Origin of the sequence: Massilia eurypsychrophila, from assembly GCF_002760655.1 — a bacterium.
In the GTDB taxonomy this organism is placed as follows: domain Bacteria; phylum Pseudomonadota; class Gammaproteobacteria; order Burkholderiales; family Burkholderiaceae_D; genus JAFCUW01.
Map to the genome: position 1 here is coordinate 49,825 of NZ_PDOC01000009.1, position 21,682 is coordinate 71,506.

Here is a 21,682-nt window from a genome sequence, read left to right on the forward strand (position 1 = left end):
GACCGCGCCGGCCGAATCTGGAGAGCAAGATGGAAATATCGCAACCACATACCTATTCGCAAACCCCGGGCTACTTCAAGCGCCTCGGCGCGCTCGACTGGCTGTTCGCCGCCGTGCTGCTGGGCGGCGCGCTGTTCGGCCTGTCGCGCTACGGCGCCTACATGGACGTCTACGAAAAGGCGATCCTGCTGCTGGCCGCGCCGACGTTCGCCGCGCTCGGCTGGCACTGGAAGCCGGTGCGCTGGCTGATGCCGGTCGTGGCGCTGCTGTCGCTGTGGGCGATCGCGCTGTACGCCGGCGACCTCGACATGGCGAACAAGAAATTCTTCCTCAAGTACATGCTGTCGTCGCAGTCCGCCATCCTGTGGATGAGCGCGATGTTCGTGTTCTCGACCGTGTTCTACTGGATTGGCCTGGCCGCGCGCTCGGACTTCGGTTCGGCGGTCGGCTCCAGGCTGTGCTGGGCCGGCGTGGTGCTCGGCTTCACCGGCATGATGGTGCGCTGGTTCGAGTCCTACCTGATCGGCGCCGACGTCGGCCACATCCCGGTGTCGAACCTGTATGAGGTGTTCATCCTGTTCGCACTGATCACGGCCATGTTCTACCTGTACTACGAGCAGCACTACAGCACCCGCCAGCTCGGCCCGTTCGTCATGCTGGTCATATCGGCGGCCGTCGCGTTCCTGCTGTGGTACACCGTCACCCGCGACGCCGCCGACATCCAGCCGCTGGTGCCCGCGCTGCAGAGCTGGTGGATGAAGATCCACGTGCCGGCCAACTTCATCGGCTACGGCACCTTCGCGCTGGCAGCGATGGTCGGCACCGCCTACCTGCTCAAGTCGCACGGCTACCTGGTCGACCGCCTGCCGACGCTGGAAGTGCTCGACGACGTGATGTACAAGTCGATCTCGGTCGGCTTCGCCTTCTTCACCGTGGCCACCATCCTCGGCGCGCTGTGGGCGGCCGAGGCGTGGGGCGGCTACTGGTCGTGGGATCCGAAGGAAACGTGGGCGCTGATCGTCTGGCTCAACTACGCCGCCTGGCTGCACATGCGCCTGATGTCGGGGCTGCGCGGGCGCGTGGCGGCCTGGTGGGCGCTGGTGGGCCTGCTGGTGACCACCTTCGCCTTCCTCGGCGTCAACATGTTCCTGTCGGGTTTGCACTCGTACGGCAAGTTATAAGAGTACGCGCCCCGGGGTATGTTAACTGAAACTTAAACGGGGCCTTGGTCCTTGGCCATGCGGAGCATTTTCGGCAAGAATGGTGTAAGGTTAGAGAAATGTCCACGACAAACTCTACCTACATAAATGAATTGCCGGAGAAGCCATGCTGATCAAACGTAGTCCGAACGGCCTCGACCTGCCGTTTTCTTCCGAAATCACGCCGCAGGACGTGTACGAGTCGCGCCGCAAGTTCATCAAGCAGATGGCGGCCGGCGCCGTGGCCGGCTCGGCGTTGTGGGAGATGGCCAACCGCGAGGCGTTTGCCCAGACCACCGCGCCGCAAAAGCTGGTCGGCAAGCTCAATCCCGCCTATTCGGCGCTCGACAAGCAGACGCCGTTCAAGGACGCGTCGACCTACAACAACTACTACGAGTTCGGCACCGACAAGTCCGAGCCGGCGGTCAACGCTCACACGCTCAAGACGCGGCCGTGGACGGTCTCGATCGAAGGCGAAATCAAGAAACCGATGACGCTCGACATCGACGGCCTGCTGAAGCTGGCGCCGATCGAAGAGCGCGTCTACCGGCTGCGCTGCGTCGAGGGCTGGTCGATGGTGATTCCGTGGCAGGGTTTTTCGCTGTCCGAGCTGATCAAGAAAGTCGAGCCGAACGGCAACGCCAAGTTCGTCGAATTCACCACCCTGGCCGACCCGAAGCAGATGCCTGGCCTGCGCAGCCCGGTGCTGCAGTGGCCGTATGTCGAGGGCCTGCGCATGGACGAGGCGATGCATCCGCTGACGTTGCTGACGATGGGCATGTACGGCCAGGTGCTGCCGAACCAGAACGGCGCGCCGGTGCGCATCGTGGTGCCGTGGAAGTACGGCTTCAAGTCGGCCAAGTCGATCGTCAAGATTCGCTTCGTCAAGGAGATGCCGCGCACCGCGTGGAACGTGTCGGCGCCGAGCGAATACGGCTTCTACTCGAACGTCAATCCCGAGGTCGACCACCCGCGCTGGTCGCAGGGCAGCGAGCGGCGCATCGGCGAAGACGGCTTCTTCCAGAAAAAGCGCAAGACGCTGATGTTCAACGGCTACCCGCAGGTCGCTTCGATGTACACCGGCATGGACCTGAAAAAGAACTTCTGATCCATGGCATTCAATCCCACCGCGCGGCAACTGACCGCGATCAAGGCGGCCGTGTTCGCGCTGGCGCTGGTGCCGGTGGCAAAGATGGCCTACCTGACCATCAGCGGCCAGCTGGTCGAGCCGCTCGAACACATCACGCGCGGCACCGGCGACTGGGTGCTGTATTTCCTGTGCCTGACGTTGGCGGTGACGCCGCTGCGTCGCTTCACCGGCTGGAACTGGCTCGTCAAGCTGCGCCGCGAGATCGGCCTGTTCGCCTTCTTCTACGCCTTTTTGCACTTCATGACGTTCCTGTGGTTCGATCATTTCTTCGACATCGCCGAGCTGTGGAAGGACGTCGTCAAGCGCCCGTTCATCACGGTCGGCTTCATCGCCTTCGTGCTGCTCATTCCGCTGGCGGTGACGAGCACCAACGGCATGATCCGGCGCCTCGGCGGCAAGCGCTGGCAATGGCTGCACCGGCTGATCTACCTGATCGCGCCGCTGGGCATCTTGCATTTCTGGTGGATGAAGGCGGGCAAGAACGATTTTCAGGAGCCGATCATTTTCGGCGCCATCGTTGCGCTGCTGCTGGGATTGAGGATTCACTGGAAGCTGGCAAAGCCGGCGCCGCGCGCGCCGTTGGCAACGGACGCGCGGCGCGGCGTATAACGCAATTTACTTGATCAGCGACTCGAGCGCGAACAGGTCGGCCGGGTTTTCGCGCTGGCGGATCACGTGTACCTGGTCGCCGTCGACCATGATCTCGGCGGCGCGGCCCCGCGTGTTGTAGTTCGACGACATCGTCATGCCGTAGGCGCCGGCGCTCATGATGGCCAGCAGGTCGCCGGCGTGCGCCGACAGCACGCGGTCGTGCGCCAGCCAGTCGCCCGACTCGCACACCGGGCCGACCACGTCATAGTTTTCCGCATTGCCTACACGCGGCGTGACCGATTGCACGCCCATCCACGCCTGGTACAGCGCCGGGCGCATCAGGTCGTTCATCGCCGCATCGACGACGCAGAAATTCTTCGTCGCGCCGGGTTTCAAGTATTCGATCCTGGTCAGCAGCACGCCGACGTTGCCGACGATCGAGCGGCCCGGCTCGAAGATGACCTTGATCGGCGCGCCGTCGTAGCGCGCCGCGCGCCAGGCGTCGATTTTCTCGAACAGGCGGCCGAGGTAGTCGGCCACCGCCACCGGCGCCGCTTCGCCCGCTTCGCCGTAGCAGATGCCCAGGCCGCCGCCGATGTCGAGGTGGTGCAGCACGATGCCTTCGTGGCCGAGCGTGTCGATCAGTTCGATCAGCTTGTCGAGCGCTTCGAGCAGCGGCGCGTCGTCGAGCAGCTGCGAGCCGATGTGGCAGTCGATGCCGGCCACTTCAAGGTGCGGCAGGCTGGCGGCGGTGCGGTAGGTGGCCAGTGCATCGTCGAAGGCGACGCCGAACTTGTTCGCCTTCAGGCCGGTGGCGATGTAGGGGTGGGTCTTGGCGTCGACGTTCGGATTCACGCGCAGCGACACGCGCGCCGTCTTGCCCATCTCGGCGGCGACGTCGTTGAGGCGGTGCAGTTCCGGAATCGACTCGACGTTAAAGCACAGGATGTCGTGCGACAGCGCCAGGCGCATCTCGGCGACCGACTTGCCGACGCCGGAAAAAATCACCTTGGCCGGGTCGCCGCCGGCGGCCAGCACGCGCAGCAGTTCGCCGCCGGACACGATGTCGAAGCCGGCGCCGCGGCGCGCCAGGATGTCGAGGATGGCCAGGTTCGAGTTGGCCTTCATGGCGTAGCACACCAGCGCTTCGCGCCCGCTGCAGGCGTTGGCGTAGGAGTCGAAGTTCTCCAGCAGCGCCGCCTTCGAATAGACGTAGGTCGGCGTGCCGAATTGTTCGGCGATGGCGGGCAGGGGCGTGCCTTCGGCGTGCATGACGCCGTCTTGATAGGGGAAATGCGACATGGTTTAGCGTTGCTCGGACGGTAGGGAAGAAGGTGGGCTCACGGGAATCGCAGGTGCAGCCACGGGTGCGGCCGGCTTGGCGGGCGGCGTCGGCATGTACAGCGGCCCGGTCTGGCCGCAGCCGGCCAGGAGGGCTGCAATGCCGATGATGAGCGCAAGAGATGACTTCACGATTAGAATCACGGTTGGATTAAGACATTGGAGTGTAGCATGATGAGCGAAACAGAATTTCTGGACCTGGCCGAAACCACCCTGACGACGATCGAGTCGGCGATGGACCGCCTCAACGACGAGGACGTCATCGACGTCGAATGCAAGCGCAGCGGCAACGTGCTCGAAATCGAATTCATCGACAACGGCAGCAAGATCATCGTCAACAGCCAGGCGCCGATGCAGGAGCTATGGGTGGCGGCCAAGTCGGGCGGCTTCCACTACAAGCGGGTCGGCGCCGACTGGATCAACACGCGCGACGGCTCCGAGCTGTTCGCCGCGCTGTCGCAGCTGGCCAGCGCCCAGGGCGGCGCCCAGATCACTTTATAGACTGCCGCTCGCACGAGCAGGCTGTCGCTGAATGGAAATGCGCAAGTCAGGAACACGGTTGTTGCATTTATTGGCGGCTGTCATGGTCGGCTACATGGCGTGTCTGCTGACAGGATGGTTCTCCCTGGCATGGATAGACGGGGGCGCGATCATGAAGCTCATCTTCCTGATGGTGGGGGGCTTCGTCATCGGCGCTATAGCTTGCCGCAATCCCCTGTTCGCCCGACGGCGTTACTTGCTGGCGACCTGCGCGTTCATGGCAGCGCTGACCTTGTGGATGCCGGTCATTTTTGTGACTTACGGATTTGCTTTGCTAGGTGTCCCGCTGCTCGGCTTGTACAGCCTGGCGGGATGGCGGGTCAGCGGGACGCTCAAAGTGAGCCCAGGTAAGTAATTACCCGCCGACGCTTTAGATGGCCGGCGACGTGCGCGTGTTCGTACTACACTTTTTTTGTTTGGCGCCAGCAGAAGGAGAATCGAATGAGCACGCTACCGAAGAGTAGGCTGCCCAGGGAATTCAAGGTAATCCGCCGCAAGCCCGTGAGACGGGAGGAGTCGTTACAGGTAGGGAAAACGGATGCAATTGGAGTGCCCGATGAAGAACCTATTCACAGCCACCAAGGTTTTCGTGGATGCGGTGCACACCGCGTTCGGCATGTGGAAGGACCGTGACGATATTCCAAGCGATGGTCTGGAGTACGAACGTCGGCTCCGTGGGAAATGCACATGATTCCCTACCAACTGAAGCGAAAAAAAAGGGGTCAGGTCTGACATTCGGACATTCGCGCGCGAATGTCCGAATGTCAGACCTGACCCCAGCGTTCCCGACAGTTAGAACAGCTCGTTCTTGACCGCGTCCTTCTGCTTTTCCTCGGCCGGCGTGCCGCGCGTGCCGACGTCCAGGCTCTGCACGCCGGTGCCGGGCGGATTCTCGGCGTAGTAGTACTCGTCGCCGACGTACACCAGCCCGGCCGGCACTTCGCGTTCTTCGACCGGAATATTTTTCAGCGCCTTTTGCATGTAGCCGATCCAGATCGGCAATGCCAGCCCGCCGCCGGTTTCTTTGTTGCCCAGGTTTTTCGGCTGGTCGTAGCCGATCCACGCGATCGCCACCAGCTTCGACTGGTAGCCGGCGAACCAGGCGTCGATCGAATCGTTGGTGGTGCCGGTCTTGCCGGAAATGTCGGAACGCTTCAGCGACAGCGCCTTGGTGGCAGTGCCGAAGCGCACCACGTCTTTCAGCATACTGTCGACCAGGAAGGCGTTGCGCGCGTCGATCACGCGGTTCGCCTCGACGCCGGCGCGGTCCGGCACCGCCTGCGACAGCACCTTGCCGTCGGCATCGGTGACCTTCGAGATCAGGTACGGACTGACGCGGTAGCCGCCGTTGGCGAACACCGCGTAGGCGCCGGCCATCTGCAGCGGCGTGGTGGCGCCGGCGCCAAGCGCCAGGGTCAGGTAGGGCGGGTTCTTGTCGGCGTCGAAGCCGAACCGGCTGGTGTATTCCTGGCCATACTTGGCGCCAATCTTGTGCAGGATGCGGATCGAGACCATGTTCTTCGACTTGGTCAGGCCGCGCCGCATGCTCATCGGTCCTTCGTACTTGTTGTCGTAGTTCTTCGGCTCCCACGCCTGGCCGCCGGTCTGGCCGGCGTCGAAACTGATCGGTGCGTCGTTGATGATCGTCGCCGGCGACAGACCGCGTTCGAGCGAGGCGGAATAGATGAACGGCTTGAACGACGAACCGGGCTGGCGCCACGCCTGCGTCACGTGGTTGAACTTGTTGCGGTTGTAGTCGAAGCCGCCAACGAGTGCGCGGATCGCGCCGTCGGTGGTGTCGGCGGCAACGAACGCCGATTCGATCACCGGCATCTGCGTCACGCTCCAGGTGGCGCCGCCTTCCTGCGTCACGCGGATCACCGCGCCGCGCCGCACGCGCCGGTTCGGCGCCGCTTTCTCGGACAGCCACGACTGCGCAAAGCCCAGCCCGGCGCCGCTGACCTTGATCTCTTCGCCGGACGCGGTGACGGCGGTAATGCCGGTCGGCGTGGCGCTGAGCACCATCGCGGCGATGATGTCGTCGCTGTCGGGATGCTCGGCCAGCTCGGTCTCGATGGCCTCGTCGGCGTCTTCCTTGCGCGACGGAATATCGATGTAGGCTTCCGGACCGCGGTACGGATGGCGCTTCTCGTAATCCATCACGCCGCGCCGCAGCGCCAGGTAGGCCGCATCCTGGTCGGCCTTGGTGACGGTGGTAAAGACGTTCAGGCCGCGTGTGTAGGTTTCTTCCTTGAATTGCTCGTACACCAGCTGGCGCGCCATCTCGGCGACGTACTCGGCGTGCACGCCGAACTCGGCGCTGTCGGTCTTGATGCGCAGCTGCTCGGCCTTGGCCACTTCGAACTGGGCCGGCGTGATGTAGCCGAGCATGTGCATGCGCTGCAGGATGTATTGCTGGCGCGTGCGGGCGCGCTTCGGGTTGACCACCGGGTTGTAGGCCGACGGCGCCTTCGGCAGGCCGGCCAGCATCGCCGCCTCGGCCACGGTGATGTCCTTGATGCTCTTGCCAAAATAAATCTGCGCGGCCGACGCGAAGCCGTAGGCGCGCTGGCCCAGGTAGATCTGGTTCATGTAGACCTCGAGGATCTGGTCCTTGCTGAGGTTCTTTTCGATCTTCCACGCCAGCAGCACTTCATACGCCTTGCGCTTGAAGGTCTGCTCGCTCGACAGGAAGAAATTGCGCGCCACCTGCTGGGTGATGGTGGAGGCGCCCTGGCGCGCGCCGCCGGTGGCGTTGTGCAGCGCCGCGCGCAGGATGCCGGTGTAGTCGACCCCGCTGTGCTGGTAGAAACGGTCGTCCTCGATTGCCAGCACGGCCTTTTTCATCACGTCGGGGATCTCGTTGATGCGCACCAGGTTGCGCCGCTCTTCGCCGAACTCGCCGATCAGCACGCCGTCGGCGGAAAAGATCCGCAGCGGCATCTTCGGCCGGTAGTCGGTCAGCGAGTCGAGCGCCGGCAGGTTCGGGTAGGCCATCGCCAGCGCGAACACGACCACCAGCACGCCGGCCAGCGCGGTGCCGGCCAGCACGCCCAGGGTGATCAGGGCAATCCGTTTTGGCGTGGCCTTGCGCGCGCCGCCGGCCGGGGAAGGGGACTTCTTGGAATCCTTAGGGGAGGAACTCATGCGGGTCAAATCTTTCGCTATATTGATGCGGCTCATTATAAGGCAGGCCCCATAGTACACGGTGCACCGCGACGTTTGCGCAAGTCGTTAAAGGCGGACTCGAGCAGGCCGACAATTTGCATGCGGCAACTTCAAACACGCCGTTTTGAGGCGGTGTGAGCGAGCCGACAACTAAGATGGCAAAGGGTTTACAGAGTGTCGTTTATCCGCCCAACTCAATAAAGTTGGTATGCAGAAATACCTTTACATGGGCTTAGCCTTGTTGCTACGATTTAATGTATTGCCTCATGTTACTGATCTAAATGGCGGTTTTATAACAAATTCCCTGTTAGTACGAGATTAAGTTTTCGTTCTTTTAGGAAACTTTCGCAGCGTTAGCAATGATGTCGTAGTTGAGGAGCACGCTCGGTATGGTCAATCTCGGTTCCTTGTTTGGACAGTCCAGTCCCCCTTTGCTGGGCCTGGACATCAGCACGTCCGGCGTTCGCCTGGTCGAGCTGGCAGACGCCGGCAAAGATGTGCTGCGGCTCGAGCGCTACGCCTCCGAAGCGCTGCCGCGCGGCGCCGTCGTCGACGGCAACATCGAAAACATGGAGCAGGTCGCCGAAGCGGTGCGCCGCGTGTGGAAAAAGAGCGGCACCCGCGTCAAGCTCGTCGCGCTGGGCATGCCGCCGGCGTCGGTAATCACCAAGAAGATCATCCTGCCGGCCGGCTTGTCGGAAGACCAGCTCGAAGTGCAGGTCGAATCCGAAGCGAGCCAGTACATCCCGTTCGCGCTCGACGAAGTCAGTCTCGATTTCGACGTGCTCGGCGTGGCCGCCAATTCGCCCGACGACATGGACGTCATGCTGGCGGCGGCGCGCAAGGAAAAAGTCGAGGACCGCGTGGCCATCGCCGAAGCGGCCGGCCTGACGGCGGTGGTGATGGACATCGAGTCGTACGCCGCGCGCGCCGCGCTGGAACGGGTGGCCGACCGGATTTCCGGCGCCCAGGACCAGATCGTCGCGCTGTTCCAGATCGGCGCCCAGGTCACCCACATTTCGGTGATGGAAGGCGGCAACACCATTTACGAACGCGAGCAGCCGTTCGGCGGCAACCAGCTGACGCAGGACATCGTGCGCGCCTACGGCCTGTCGTTCGAGGAAGCCGAGAACAAGAAGAAGGCCGGCGACCTGCCGGAAAATTACCAGGCTGACCTGCTCGGGCCGTTCCTCGAGAACGCCGCGCTGGAAGTGACGCGCGCCATCCAGTTTTTCTACACGTCGACCCCGTACACCCGCATCGACCAGCTGTACCTGGCCGGCGGCTGCGCGCTGATTCCCGGCCTGCTCGACATCGTTGCCAGCCGCACCAAGATTTCCAGCGCCGTCGTCTCGCCGTTCAAGGGCATGCAGCTCGCAGCGGGCGTGCGCGAGTTGCAGCTGCGCGCCGAAGCGCCGGCCTACCTGGTCGCCTGCGGCCTGGCGCTGAGGAGATTTGGCTGATGATCAGAATTAACCTTCTTCCGCACCGCGAAGAAAAACGCAAACAGAAAAAAACCGCGTTCGTCGCCCTGATGGCGCTTGGCGGCATCCTCGGCGTGGCCGTGGTGCTCGTCGTCGGCGGCTACAACGCCTCGCGCATCTCGATCCAGAACGAGCGCAACCTGGTGCTGAGCAATGCCAACGCCGAACTCGACAAGAAAATTGTCGCGATCGCCACCTTGAAGCAGGAAATCGAAGCGCTCAAGGCGCGCCAGCAGGCGGTCGAAGATTTGCAGGGCGACCGCAACCAGCCGGTCTACCTGCTCGACGAACTGGTCAAGCAGACGCCGACCGGGGTCTACCTGAAGTCGTTCAAGCAGGACGGCCAGCGCGTGTCGCTGACCGGCTACGCGCAGTCGCAGGAGCGGGTCGCCGAAATGCTGCGCAACCTGGCCGGCGCCTCGCCATGGCTGGAAAAGCCGGAACTGACCGAAGTGAAGGCGGTCGCGCTGACGCAAAGCAAGACCGGCAAGAAGGTCGTCGAATTTACCCTGGTGGTCGGCATCAAGCGCCCGCGCGACAAGGACGCCGTCAAGGGCGTGCCGAAGCCGGGCCAGCCGATTGTCACCGTGCTCGCCGCCGGCGTCACCCCTTAAGCGCCGATCGGATACTTCATGGACATTAATCTGAAAGAAATCGGCGCGCAGCTGTCGGCCCAGTTCCAGGGCCTGGCCGGCCGCCATCCGGGCCTGTGGCCGCTGGCGCCGCGGGTGCTGTGCGCCATCGGCGTGATGGCCGGCGTTGTCGCCCTCGGCTACTTCGGCTACTGGAGCACCCAGTTCGAAGACCAGGAGCGGCTGGCGCAGGATGAACTGCGCCTGCGCGAGGAATACAAGATCAAGATGGCGCAGGCGATCAATCTCGACGCGCTGCAAGTGCAGCGGGTGCAGGTCGACCAGTACGTCGAGCGGCTGCAAAAGCAGTTGCCGAGCAAGGCCGAGATGGCCGCGCTGCTGTCGGACATCAACCAGGCCGGCCTCGGCCGCGGCCTGCAGTTCGACCTGTTCCGCCCGGGCCAGGTCGTGGTGCGTGATTACTACGCCGAGCAGGCGATCGACATCCGCGTCAACGGCAGCTACCACGACATCGGCGCGTTCGCCGCCGACATGGCCAACCTGCAGCGTATCGTCACCCTCAACAACATGGCGCTGACGGCCGGCAAGGACGGCGTGCTCACGCTCGACGCCGTCGCCAAGACGTTCCGCTACCTCGATCCGGAAGAGGCCAGCGCCCAGCGCAAGGCGCGCGCCGACAAGGCCAAGCTGGCCAAGGGAGCCGCCAAATGAAGATGATCCGCACGGTTGCCCCTTTGATGGCGGCGTTGCTGCTGGCCGGTTGCAGCGACAGCGACGTCAAGGAAGTGCAGGACTGGATGGCGCAGGTCAAGAAGGACACCAGGGTGTCGGTGGTGCCGATCGCCGAGCCGAAAACGTTCATTCCGTTCGCCTACGCGGCGCAGGAAGCGGTCGACCCGTACAGCCCCGACAAGCTGCTGGCAGAACTGGCCCGCGCCGCCGAAAAGTCCGACGCCAGGTACAAGCCGGACATGGACCGCCGCAAGGAGCTGCTCGAGAGCTATCCGCTCGACACCTTCACCATGGTCGGCGTGATCCAGAAGGCCGGCACCACGTACGCGCTGCTGCAGATCGACCGCGCGGTGCACCAGGTCAAGCCCGGCCAGCGCATCGGCCAGAACTACGGGCTCGTCACCGGCGTGAGCGAAGGCGCAATCAATATCAAGGAAGTGGTTCAGGATGCCGGCGGCGAGTGGGTCGAGCGACTGTCGAAGCTGGAATTGCAAGAAAGCAAGGAGACCAAGAAATGATCGCATTCAAAATGAACGGCGCCGCCGGCCTGATGGGGCCGGTGGCACGCCTGGGCGCAATCGTCATGCTCGCCTTGATGAGCGGCGTGGCGATGGCCGAGGACAACGCGATCGAATCGATCACGGCCAACCAGCAAGGCTCGAACGTGGTGGTCAACATCGCCATGAAGCAGGTGCCGAGCAAGTTGCCGATCGGTTTTTCGATCACCAACCCGACCCGCATCGCGCTCGACTTCGGCGCCACCGTCAACGGCACGGGCAAAAATTCGCAGGACATCAACCTCGGCGACCTGCGCGCGATCAACGTGGTGCAGGCGGGCGAACGCACCCGCCTCGTGTTTAACCTCAAGCGCGCGCTGAACTACGCCGCCGCGATCGACGGCAAATCCGTCATCGTCACCATCGAAGGCTCCGGCGGCGTCGCGCAAGCGGTCAACCGCGCCGGCATCCCGGTGCAGGCCGCGGACACGCGCCCGGTCGGCCGCCAGACCTTGCGCGACCTCGATTTCCGCAAGGGCGCCAACGGCGAAGGGCGCATCGTCGTCGACCTGCCGAGCAGCCAGGTCGCGGTCGACGTGCGCCAGGTCGGCAACACCGTCGTGGTCGACTTCATGAAAACCGGTCTGCCGCCGAGCCTGCGCCGCCGGCTCGACGTGACCGACTTCGGCACCCCGGTCGCCTTGATCACCACCGTGCCGCAAGGCGAGAACGCGCGCATGACGATCGAGGCGCGCGGCCTGTGGGAACAGACCGTCTACCAGAGCGACACCCAGCTGGTGATCGACGTCAAGCCGATCAAGGAAGACCCGAACCGCCTGACCCAGGGCACCCAGGGCTACCGCGGCGAGAAGCTGTCGTTCAACTTCCAGAACGTCGAAGTGCGCGCCGCGCTGCAGGCGATCGCCGACATCTCCGGCCTGAACATCATCACCAGCGATTCGGTGACCGGCAATTTGACGTTGCGCCTGAAAGAAGTGCCGTGGGACCAGGCGCTCGACGTGGTGCTGCAGGCCAAGGGCCTCGACATGCGCAAGAACGGCACCGTGCTGTGGATCGCGCCGAAGGAAGAACTGCTGACCAAGGAAAAGCTTGAACTCGAGCAGCGCGCGCAGATCGCCGACCTCGAGCCGCTGCGCTCGGAAATATTCCAGCTCAACTATCAGAAGGCGGAGGCGTTTCGCACCGTGTTCGGCCTCGACAGCGGCGCCGACAGCCGCAACCGCGTGCTGTCCAAGCGCGGCAGCGCCATCATCGATGCGCGCACCAACCAGCTGTTCGTCACCGACCTGGCGTCGAAGATCGAAGACATCCGCCGCCTGATCCAGAAGACCGACGTCGCCTCCAAGCAGGTGCTGATCGAGGCCCGCCTGGTCGAGGCCAGCGACAGCTTCAGCCGCAACCTCGGCGCCAAGCTGGGCTTTTCCGACATGCGCACCTTGCGCGGCGGCGATTCCGGCTACCAGGTCAACGGCAACAACCGCCTGGCGCTGACCGGCAACATGAACGGCGTCGGCCAGACCACCGGCCAGATCCCGGCCGGCAGCGATTCGTTCAACAACACCCAGTTCCTCAACCTGCCGGCCGCCGCGATCGGCACCATTCCGCCGGCGACGATTGCCTTCAGCCTGTTTTCGGCAGCGGCGAACCGCTTCCTGAACCTGGAACTGTCGGCGCTGGAAGCGGACGGCAAGGGCAAGATCATCTCCAGCCCGCGCATCCTGACCGAAGACAAGATGGTCGCCGTCATCGAGCAGGGTATCGAGCTGCCATACCAGGTCGCCACCAGCAGCGGCGCGACGTCGATCACGTTCAAGAAGGCCAACTTGCGGATGGAAGTGACGCCGCAGATCACGCCGGACGGCAACGTCGTGCTGGAAGTGGAAGTGAACAAGGATTCGAAAGGCGACATCACGCCGGCCGGTTTTGCCATCAACAACCAGCACGTCAAGACCAAGGTGCGGGTCGAAAACGGCGGCACCGTCGTGCTGGGCGGTATTTACCAGCAGCAGGAACGCACCACCGACACCAAGGTGCCGCTGCTGGGCGACCTGCCGATACTGGGCCACCTGTTCAAGACGACCGGCCGTGAAACATCGAAGACCGAACTGCTGGTGTTCCTGACGCCGAAGATCGTCGCCGACAGCGTCCCGACCCAATAAATCCGCGATTCTTAAAATTAATAACTGGAGCACCCATGCTGCCGATTCTCAATGTCTTTTCCTGGCGTAAGTTCAGCCAATTCGCCACGGCAGGCCTCGTCGCCGCGGCCCTCAGCGCCTGCGGCGGCGGCGGCGGCAGTGCCGGCGCCGTGCCGGGCGCCCCTGGCACCACGCCGGGCACTGCGGTTGCGGCCAGCGTCACCCTGGTCACCAGCGCCTCGACCATCGCCGCATCCGGCGCCGACGGCACCGAAGTGATCCTGACGGCGATCGTCAAGGATGCCAACAACAATGCCATTCCCGGCGCCATCGTCAGTTTCAAGGCCAGCTCGGGCAACATCTCCAATACCAACCGCGAAGCCGACGCCACCGGCACCGTCACCGAAAAACTCAACGTCAAAGGCGACGCCTCCGCGCGTGACATTACGATCACCGCGTCGTCCGGCTCAGCCACCTCGGCGCCGAAGATCGTCACCGTCGCCACGTCGGCGTCGACCACGCCGAAGCTGCTGCTGACGTCGAGCAGCGGCACGCTGTCGTCGTCCGGCGCCACCGGCACCGCGGTGCAGATCAAGGCGCTGGTGCTCGATTCGAACAACGTCGTCATGCCGAATACCAGGGTCACGTTCGCCACCGACTCCGGCGCGCTGAGCGCCTCGCAGGTCAACACCGACGCCAATGGCGTGGCCAGCGTCAACCTGGCCACCGGCACCGATCCGACCACCCGCATCATCACGGTGTCGGGCAACGTCGCCGGCGCTCCTGCCGCGATCGTCAAGGTCAACGTCGCCGGCACCCGCATCACCGTCAACGCCAGCAGCACTGTCAACCTTGGCGCCACCAGCGATGTCGCGGTGGCCCTGTTCGATTCGGCCGACGCGCCGCTGGCCAACACGCCCGTCACCTTCAGCGCCGCGATCAATCCGCTGGTAACCAAGAACGGCGGCGCCAGCACCGGCATGACCGACGCGGCCGGCAAGCTGGTACTGAGCTATACCGCCACCCGCACCGGCAACGATGTCGTCACCGTCCGCGCACTGGGCGAAACGGCCAGCGCGGCGATCGCCATCAGCACCGCCAACTTCTCGATCAAGGCAGTCGACCTGGTCGGCGCGACGATCACCTCCGGCGACACCAACGTCTGCTACCCGGTGTTGGTGAGCAACTTCGTCGGCGGCGTGGCGCAGGGCGGCACGGTCAGCATCAGCACCTCGCGCGGCACCGTGTATTCCGATTCGCTCTGCAGCACGGCACTGACCGGCGCCACCGGGTTGACATCGGGCGCCGCGCGCGTCTACGTCGCCGCGACCGGCCCTGGCATCGCCACCCTGTCGGCCAGCTCGACGGCCACCAATTCGGTTGTGCAAAGCACGCTCGAATTCGTCTCGCCGCTGACCTCCACCGCCGTCATCAGCTTGCAAGGCACGCCGGCTGTGGTCGGCGCCAACCTGCCGGGCAGCACCACCGAACAGGTCACCCTGCGCGCCGTGGTGATGGACAAGAGCAGCCAGGGCAACCCGGTCAAGAATGCCCGCGTGTCGTTCTCCATCCTCAGCGACGCCAGCGGCGGTTCGCTGTCGCAGCCATCGACCCTGCTGACCGGCAGCGACGGCTCGGCCACGATCAGCTACATCGCCGGCACCACCACGACGGCGGTCGACGGCGTGGTCATCCAGGCTGTCGTGCAAAGTCCCGTGTCGGCCGCATCGGCGCAGGCAAAACTGACAGTGGGCAAGAAGTCGCTGTTCATCAGCGCCGGTACCGGCAATCTGGTACTGACGCCGAGCTCGGCGACCTACCAGGTTGACTACGCGGTGTTCGTCACCGATGCTGCCGGTAACGCCGTGCGCGACGTCGCCATCACCGGCGCGGTGATCCCGACGCACTACAAGAAGGGCGAGTATGTCCCTCAATTGAACGCGCCATGGCTGGCGCAAATGTCGGTCCGCTGCGAGAACGAGGACCGCAACAAGGATGGCGTGCTGGGCCCGTTTGAAGATCAGAACGGCAATGGCCGCCTCGATCCGGTCATTCCGATGAACATCACTTCGTCCGGCAAGACCGACGCCAGCGGCACGGCGACCATTTCGATGGTCTACCCGCGCGACCGCGCCTACTGGATCGATGTCGAGTTCACGATTCGCGGTGCGGTGTCGGGCTCGGAGGCGGCGTACGTGGGGTATACTACGTTGCCAGCGCTGAGCGCCGACTATGCCAATTCAGGCATCACGCCACCTGGCCAAACCAGCCCGTACGGATTGTCGACGTCCTGCGGAGACACCAAATAACCTGACAGGGGCCGATGCAGAACGTTTTTTTGGTAGGACTGATGGGGGCCGGCAAGACAACAATCGGCCGCATCCTCGCCAGGAAACTGGGCAAACGCTTCATCGACTCCGACCACGAGATCGAGGCCCGCACCGGCGCCTCGATTCCGTGGATCTTCGAAATCGAGGGCGAAGAGAGCTTTCGCCGGCGTGAAGCGGAAGTCATCCGCGACCTGTGCAATGAAGACGGCATCGTCCTCGCCACCGGCGGCGGCGCCGTCCTCGACGCCGGCACCCGGCAGATCCTGCAGTCGCGCGGCACCGTCATCTACCTGCGCGCCAACGTCAACAGCATCATGGTGCGCGTCTCGCACGACAAGAATCGTCCCCTGCTGCAAACGGCCGACCCGCGCCGCCGCATCGAGGAATTGATGGCGCAGCGCGAGCCGCTGTACCGCGAGGTTGCCGCGCTGGTCGTCGACACCGGGCGTCCTAACGTACAATCGATGGTTCAGACAATTCTGGAGCAGTTGGACGCGCTCGAGGCCACGCGCCGCCAGCACGCTCCCGCCTCCGCGCCATCGATGACCAATCCGCAGTCCTCCCCGCAGACTTCTCTTACCCTGACCGTCGACCTCGGCGAGCGCAGTTATCCGATCGTGATCGGCGCCGACCTGCTGTCGGACCCGGCGCTGCTGGCGCGCCATATCCAGGGCCGCCAGGTCGCCATCGTCACCAACACCACCGTCGCCCCGCTGTACCTGGCGCGCGTGGCCGCGCCGCTGCGCGCGGCCGGCCGCGAAGTCATCGAGATCATCCTGCCCGACGGCGAGCAGTACAAGACTCAGGCCTCGCTGATGCAGGTGTTCGACACGCTGCTGGCCAACAAGTGCGACCGCAAGACGACGCTGGTGGCGCTTGGCGGCGGCGTGATCGGCGACCTGACCGGCTACGCCGCCGCCAGCTACATGCGCGGCGTGCCGTTCGTGCAGCTGCCGACCACCTTGCTCGCACAGGTCGACTCCTCGGTCGGCGGCAAGACCGGCATCAACCACCCGCTCGGCAAGAACATGATCGGCGCCTTCTACCAGCCGCGCGCGGTGCTGGCCGATACCGCCACGCTGGCCACGCTGCCGGCGCGCGAACTGTCGGCCGGTCTTGCCGAAGTGATCAAGCACGGCGCCATCATTGACGTCGCCTTCTTCGACTGGATCGAACAGAACATCGGCCTGCTGATGGCGCGCGACCAGGCCTGCCTGGCGCATGCGATCGCGCGCTCGTGCGAGATCAAGTCCGACGTGGTGCGCCAGGACGAGCGCGAAGGCGGCCTGCGCGCCATCCTCAATTTCGGCCACACCTTCGGCCATGCGATCGAAGCGGGCCTCGGCTACGGCAGCTGGCTGCACGGCGAAGCGGTCGGCTGCGGCATGGTGATGGCGGCCGACCTGTCGTGCCGGCTCGGCATGGTCGACCAGGCCACGGTGGCGCGCATGCGCGCGCTGGTGGCCGCCGCCGGCCTGCCGACGGTGGCGCCGGACCTCGGCGCCGAACGCTGGCTCGAGCTGATGGAAGTGGACAAGAAAAACGAGGGCGGCGCCATCAAGTTCATCCTGATGAAGCCGCTGGGCAGCCCGAGCATCGGCGGCGCCCCGCGCGAGCAGCTGCTCGCCACCATCGCCGCCTGCACCGCCTGATGGACTTCGACGACCGGCTCGCCGCATACGCCGCCCATTCCGCGCTCGGCCGCGGGCGCGTCCATGCCGAAGCGCCGGCCGGCTCGCGCAGCGAATTCCAGCGCGACCGCGACCGCGTCATCCACTCGACCGCGTTTCGCCGGCTCGAATACAAGACGCAGGTCTTCCTCAACCACGAAGGCGACCTGTTTCGCACGCGCCTGACGCACTCGATCGAGGTGGCGCAGATCGGCCGCACGCTGGCGCGCAGCCTGCGCCTGAACGAAGACCTGGTCGAAGCGATCTCGCTGGCGCACGACCTCGGCCACACGCCGTTCGGCCATGTCGGCCAGGACGTGCTCAACGACTGCATGCGCGAGCATGGCGGCTTCGAGCACAACCTGCAAAGCCTGCGCGTGGTCGATTCGCTCGAAGAGCACTACGGCGCCTTCGATGGCCTCAATCTGATGTTCGAAACGCGCGAGGGCATCCTCAAGCACTGCTCGGCGGCCAATGCGCGCCAGCTCGGTGACCTGGGCAAGCGCTTCATCGATCGCACCCAGCCAAGCCTGGAAGCGCAGTTGACCAACCTGGCCGACGAAATCGCCTACAACAACCACGACATCGACGACGGCCTGCGTTCGGGCCTGATCACGATGGCGCAGATGGAGCAGGTCGACCTGTTCGCCCGCCACCGCCACGCCGTCGAAGCCGAGTACCCTGGCCTGGCCGGACGGCGCGCGCTGTACGAGACGTCGCGTCGCATGATCACCGTGATGACGGCCGACGTGGTGGCCACGTCGGCCGCGCTGATCGCCGACGCGGCGCCGGCCAGCGTCGACGACGTGCGCGCCAATGCGCCGCTGATCCGCTTTTCCGACAAGATGAAGGCCGACACCACCGAGCTCAAGCGCTTCCTGCACGCCAACCTGTACCGCCATTACCAGGTCAACCGCATGCGCGTGAAGGCCAGCCGCATCGTCAACGATTTGTTCGACGCGTTCATGAAGGATCCGGTGCTGCTGCCGCCGGACTACCAGGTCGATGCCGACAGGCAGGCGCGCAAGATCGCCGACTACATCGCCGGCATGACGGACCGCTACGCGATCCGCGAGCACCGCCGCATCTTCTCGATCGACGAGTTGTGACCGCAGGGGTCTGACCCGTTTCTTATTTTAGGGTCAGACCCCGAAGTCGTTGGCGTCCGCAAATCCGGGGTCCGTCCCAGAAACCGGGTCAGCCCCCTGCTGTGAACAGCGACGGCGCCGCCAGCTGCAGCAGCAGCTTTTTCACCGGCGCCGGTAACGGCGCATTGCCGATATCGTTCAAATCCCACCACACGTAGCCGGCTTCCGCCTCGCCGCGCTGTTCCAGCACGATCCGATGCGGATGAATATGCAGCTTGTAGTGCGTGAACACGTGCACCAGCGGCAGCAGCGCCTGCACTTCCTCGACGACGCCGAAGCGGCCGGCGGCGCCAAGCGCATCGGGCATGGCGTCGTCGAAGGCGCCATGCCCATCGACCTCCGGCAGCGACAGCAGCCCGCCCCAGATGCCGCTGTCGGCGCGCTGCTCGAGCAGCACCTGGCCGCAATCGATCACCACCAGCATCGCCGCGCGCTTCTCCGGATTGGTCTTCTTCGGTTTGCGCACCGGCAGTTCGGCGGTGCGGCCGGTGGCAAACGCCACGCAGCGCTGCTGCAGCGGGCAGCGCGGGCAATCGGGACTGGAGCGTGTGCACAGGGTCGCGCCCAGGTCCATCAGCCCTTGCGTGTAGCGCTCGATGCCGGTGTGCGGCAGCAGCGCATCGGCGCGCCGCCACAGCGCGTCTTCCACCGGCTTGATGCCGGGGTACTGGTCGACGCCGAACACGCGCGCGAACACGCGCTTGACGTTGCCGTCGAGGATGGCGGCGCGCGTGCCGCTGGAGAACGCCGAAATGGCCGCCGCGGTCGAGCGGCCGATGCCCGGCAAATCGGCCAGCAGCGCCGGCTCGCTCGGGAACGCGCCGCCGTATTCGGCCACCACGCGCCTGGCGCACGCATGCAGGTTGCGCGCGCGGGTGTAGTAACCGAGGCCGCTCCACAGCGCCATGACGTCTTCCGATGGCGCCGCCGCCAGCGATTCAAGGGTAGGGAAGCGCTCGAGAAAGCGCGCGTAATAGGTCAGCACCGCGGCCACCTGCGTTTGCTGCAGCATGATCTCGGACAGCCAGATGCGGTAAGCGTCGGTGGTGTTCTGCCACGGCAGCGCATGGCGGCCGTGCTGCTGCTGCCACTCGATGACGGCGGCCGAAAACGTCGGATCGGCCAGCTCGTCGAATTCGGTCAGTCGCCTCACGCCGCCGCGTCCAGTGCCGCCCGTTCCGATTTCAGCGCCACCGACACGCCGCTGGCCAACTGGTTCAGCTGCGCCTTGACCCGTTCCAGGTCGCCCTGGGTGGCGGCGACCGCGTCGATCTTCTGTTCCAGGCTGTCGGTCGCTTCGTGGATGCGCTGGGTCGACACCAGCCGGTGCTTGAGCTGTTCCTTGTGCTTGCGGATCTCCGCTTCGAGCGGCGCCATGATCACCTTCAGCCATGCTTCGACATCGGCGTTGGCCGCCTTGAAATTGCGCCGGATGCGCGAGGCGATCGAGTCGAAGAAGCGGTCCATCAGCGCGCCGCGGCTGCTCAACAGTAAAGTGGTGGCGCCGAACTGCTTCTGGAAGATCGACTCGATGGCGTCGATCTCCATGCGGTATTTTTCGAGCGAGAACAGCATCGGCAGCGACAGCGACAGGCCGTGCTCGGTGGAGAACTTGCGGTACATCGTCTCCATCATTTCGCCGATCTCGGTGATCTTGACGTCCGACTCGGCCAGGTGGCCGCGGATCTGGTCGAAGAACACCTTCACCGGGCCGCGCATGCGGGTGGTGAAGCGGCTCGCCTGCATGGCCTCGCGCACGCTGTCGATTTCGCCTTGCACCGTCTCCATGCCGAGCGACGAATACAGGCCGGTCGACAGGCGCGCGAACACCGAGCGGGTGCCGGCCAGCGCCATCAGGCTGGCGTCGAACTCTTTTTTCTCGATGTCGATGCGGCGCATCATGTGCGCCACCACGCTCTGGTTTTTGCCGCGCAGGCTTTTCAGTTCCTGCAGCTGCTCGACGATGTCGCGGATGCGCGCGTTGAGCATCGCGTGCTGCGCGCCCACCAGCTGCGCCATGTCGTCCGACAGCTGCTTGCGGATGATGTCCTGCTTGGCCGGAATGAGCTCGTTGAACAGGGCCGCTTCGAGCTGGCCGAGGCGGCTCTTTTCCAGCAGCGCCATGTCGCCGTTGATTTTGCCCACCAGCGCCTTTTGCGCCGACACCGGATAGACCTGGCGCGGCTCGAGCGCGAGCAGCTGCGCCACGCTGGCCTGCTGGCGGTCGATCTCGGCGTCGTTCTCGCCCTCGGTCTTGAGCTCGTCCCACATCGCGTCGATCTTGTTGAGCACCACGATGCGGCCCGTGCCGGCGCCGATGTGGGTGCGCCACACTTCGATGTCGCTCTTGGTCACGCCCGTTTCGGCGGCCAGGATGAACAGCACCGCGTGCGCGTTCGGGATCAGATTGAGGGTCAGTTCCGGCTCGGTGCCGATGGCGTTCAGGCCAGGCGTGTCGAGGATCACCAGGCCTTGTTTCAGCAGCGGGTGAGGGAAGTTGATGATGGCGTGGCGCCACAGCGAAATTTCGACGTTGCCGTCGGCGTCGACGGTGCTGGCCTCATCCGGATCGGTGTCGTCGTACAGGCCGTAGCTGGCAGCTTCCGCCACCGGCACGCGCTTGGTCATGCTGACCTGCTTGAACGTCTCGTGCATGCTGTCGCCGGCGTCGAGCGAGAGCGGCAGCACGGTCCAGGCGGCGGCGTCGTCGCGGTAGTCGCTGGTCGACAGCTGGCCGGCGCGCGTTTCGATCGGCAGCAGGCGCAGCGACGCCGGCCAGGCCGGGTCGTACATCAGTTCGGTCGGGCACATGGTGGTGCGCCCGGCCGCCGACGGCAGGATGCGCTGGCCGTAATCGGCGAAGAAGATCGCGTTGATCAGCTCGGACTTGCCGCGCGAGAACTCAGCGACGAAGGCAATCGACAGCTTGTCGTCGGCCAGACGGGCCAGCGCGCGCGCGATGCGCTGCTCGGTGGCGGCATCGGTCAATTCGGCCGCGTTGACCCACATCTGGTAGCTCGCCAGGGCGCCGACCACGCCTTCGCGCCATGCGCCGTAATGTTGAAATTCGTGCACCATCT

Annotated in this window: 19 protein-coding genes; 14 read left to right on the top strand and 5 right to left on the bottom strand. The window is 64.6% G+C overall.

Features of this window, described 5'->3' with window-relative positions:
- Positions 1-29: 29 nt before the first annotated feature.
- The 3 genes from ccsB to msrQ all read left to right on the top strand — a co-directional run bounded on the left by ccsB (position 30) and on the right by msrQ (position 2,958).
- Positions 30-1,181, top strand: a complete 1,152-nt coding sequence (ccsB, locus tag CR105_RS15405; protein ID WP_099789661.1) for a c-type cytochrome biogenesis protein CcsB — start codon at positions 30-32, stop codon at positions 1,179-1,181.
- Between the two features lie 145 nt (positions 1,182-1,326).
- Complete coding sequence (gene msrP, locus CR105_RS15410) at positions 1,327-2,307, top strand: protein-methionine-sulfoxide reductase catalytic subunit MsrP (RefSeq protein ID WP_099789664.1); 981 nt, start codon at positions 1,327-1,329, stop codon at positions 2,305-2,307.
- Between the two features lie 3 nt (positions 2,308-2,310).
- Complete coding sequence (msrQ, locus tag CR105_RS15415; RefSeq protein ID WP_099789666.1) at positions 2,311-2,958, top strand: protein-methionine-sulfoxide reductase heme-binding subunit MsrQ; 648 nt, start codon at positions 2,311-2,313, stop codon at positions 2,956-2,958.
- A 6-nt stretch (positions 2,959-2,964) separates the two neighbouring features.
- Here msrQ and lysA read toward each other — a convergent pair whose 3' ends face one another.
- Both lysA and lptM read right to left on the bottom strand, forming a co-directional pair.
- A complete protein-coding gene (gene lysA, locus CR105_RS15420) occupies positions 2,965-4,242 on the bottom strand; it encodes a diaminopimelate decarboxylase (protein WP_099789669.1) in 1,278 nt (425 codons plus the stop codon).
- Between the two features lie 3 nt (positions 4,243-4,245).
- Positions 4,246-4,425, bottom strand: a complete 180-nt coding sequence (lptM, locus tag CR105_RS29490) for an LPS translocon maturation chaperone LptM (RefSeq protein ID WP_218968706.1) — start codon at positions 4,423-4,425, stop codon at positions 4,246-4,248.
- Positions 4,426-4,455: 30 nt separating this feature from the next.
- Between lptM and cyaY the strand changes: the two genes are divergently transcribed.
- The 3 genes from cyaY to CR105_RS29240 all read left to right on the top strand — a co-directional run bounded on the left by cyaY (position 4,456) and on the right by CR105_RS29240 (position 5,512).
- Complete coding sequence (cyaY, locus tag CR105_RS15430; RefSeq protein WP_099789922.1) at positions 4,456-4,782, top strand: iron donor protein CyaY; 327 nt, start codon at positions 4,456-4,458, stop codon at positions 4,780-4,782.
- 31 nt (positions 4,783-4,813) lie between these two features.
- Positions 4,814-5,176, top strand: coding sequence for a hypothetical protein (locus CR105_RS15435; RefSeq protein ID WP_131021710.1), 363 nt, complete (start codon positions 4,814-4,816; stop codon positions 5,174-5,176).
- A gap of 201 nt (positions 5,177-5,377) precedes the next feature.
- Positions 5,378-5,512, top strand: a complete 135-nt coding sequence (locus tag CR105_RS29240) for a hypothetical protein (protein WP_267873897.1) — start codon at positions 5,378-5,380, stop codon at positions 5,510-5,512.
- Between the two features lie 101 nt (positions 5,513-5,613).
- Here the strand turns inward: CR105_RS29240 and CR105_RS15440 are convergent, their stop codons facing one another.
- Positions 5,614-7,968, bottom strand: coding sequence for a penicillin-binding protein 1A (locus CR105_RS15440; protein WP_099789675.1), 2,355 nt, complete (start codon positions 7,966-7,968; stop codon positions 5,614-5,616).
- A 410-nt stretch (positions 7,969-8,378) separates the two neighbouring features.
- Here CR105_RS15440 and CR105_RS15445 point away from each other — a divergent pair, with 410 nt between their 5' ends.
- From CR105_RS15445 to CR105_RS15480, 8 genes are read left to right on the top strand one after another with little or no spacing between them, the layout of a single operon-like run.
- Complete coding sequence (locus tag CR105_RS15445) at positions 8,379-9,452, top strand: pilus assembly protein PilM (protein ID WP_099789678.1); 1,074 nt, start codon at positions 8,379-8,381, stop codon at positions 9,450-9,452.
- Entirely contained in the window at positions 9,452-10,087 is a 636-nt protein-coding gene (locus CR105_RS15450; protein ID WP_099789680.1) for a PilN domain-containing protein, read from the top strand. The genes CR105_RS15445 and CR105_RS15450 overlap by 1 nt, the downstream gene beginning before the upstream one ends.
- Positions 10,088-10,105: 18 nt before the next feature.
- Complete coding sequence (locus CR105_RS15455) at positions 10,106-10,777, top strand: type IV pilus inner membrane component PilO (RefSeq protein ID WP_099789683.1); 672 nt, start codon at positions 10,106-10,108, stop codon at positions 10,775-10,777.
- Complete coding sequence (locus CR105_RS15460) at positions 10,774-11,316, top strand: pilus assembly protein PilP (protein WP_229413955.1); 543 nt, start codon at positions 10,774-10,776, stop codon at positions 11,314-11,316. The genes CR105_RS15455 and CR105_RS15460 overlap by 4 nt, the downstream gene beginning before the upstream one ends.
- Before the next feature lie 32 nt (positions 11,317-11,348).
- Complete coding sequence (locus CR105_RS15465; RefSeq protein WP_370660687.1) at positions 11,349-13,475, top strand: type IV pilus secretin PilQ; 2,127 nt, start codon at positions 11,349-11,351, stop codon at positions 13,473-13,475.
- 35 nt (positions 13,476-13,510) lie between these two features.
- Entirely contained in the window at positions 13,511-15,763 is a 2,253-nt protein-coding gene (locus CR105_RS15470) for a beta strand repeat-containing protein (protein ID WP_099789689.1), read from the top strand.
- Positions 15,764-15,804: 41 nt separating this feature from the next.
- Entirely contained in the window at positions 15,805-17,436 is a 1,632-nt protein-coding gene (aroKB, locus tag CR105_RS15475) for a bifunctional shikimate kinase/3-dehydroquinate synthase AroKB (protein WP_099789926.1), read from the top strand.
- On the top strand, positions 17,436-18,563 hold the full coding sequence (locus tag CR105_RS15480) for a deoxyguanosinetriphosphate triphosphohydrolase (RefSeq protein ID WP_099789692.1): 1,128 nt from the start codon (positions 17,436-17,438) through the stop codon (positions 18,561-18,563). Before aroKB ends, CR105_RS15480 begins: the two co-directional genes overlap by 1 nt.
- An 88-nt stretch (positions 18,564-18,651) precedes the next feature.
- On the opposite strand, the gene mutY is transcribed toward CR105_RS15480, so the two are convergent.
- Both mutY and CR105_RS15490 read right to left on the bottom strand, forming a co-directional pair.
- Complete coding sequence (mutY, locus tag CR105_RS15485; RefSeq protein ID WP_099789695.1) at positions 18,652-19,755, bottom strand: A/G-specific adenine glycosylase; 1,104 nt, start codon at positions 19,753-19,755, stop codon at positions 18,652-18,654.
- Positions 19,752-21,680, bottom strand: coding sequence for a dynamin family protein (locus CR105_RS15490; protein WP_099789698.1), 1,929 nt, complete (start codon positions 21,678-21,680; stop codon positions 19,752-19,754). The genes mutY and CR105_RS15490 overlap by 4 nt, the downstream gene beginning before the upstream one ends.
- Positions 21,681-21,682 lie beyond the last annotated feature (2 nt).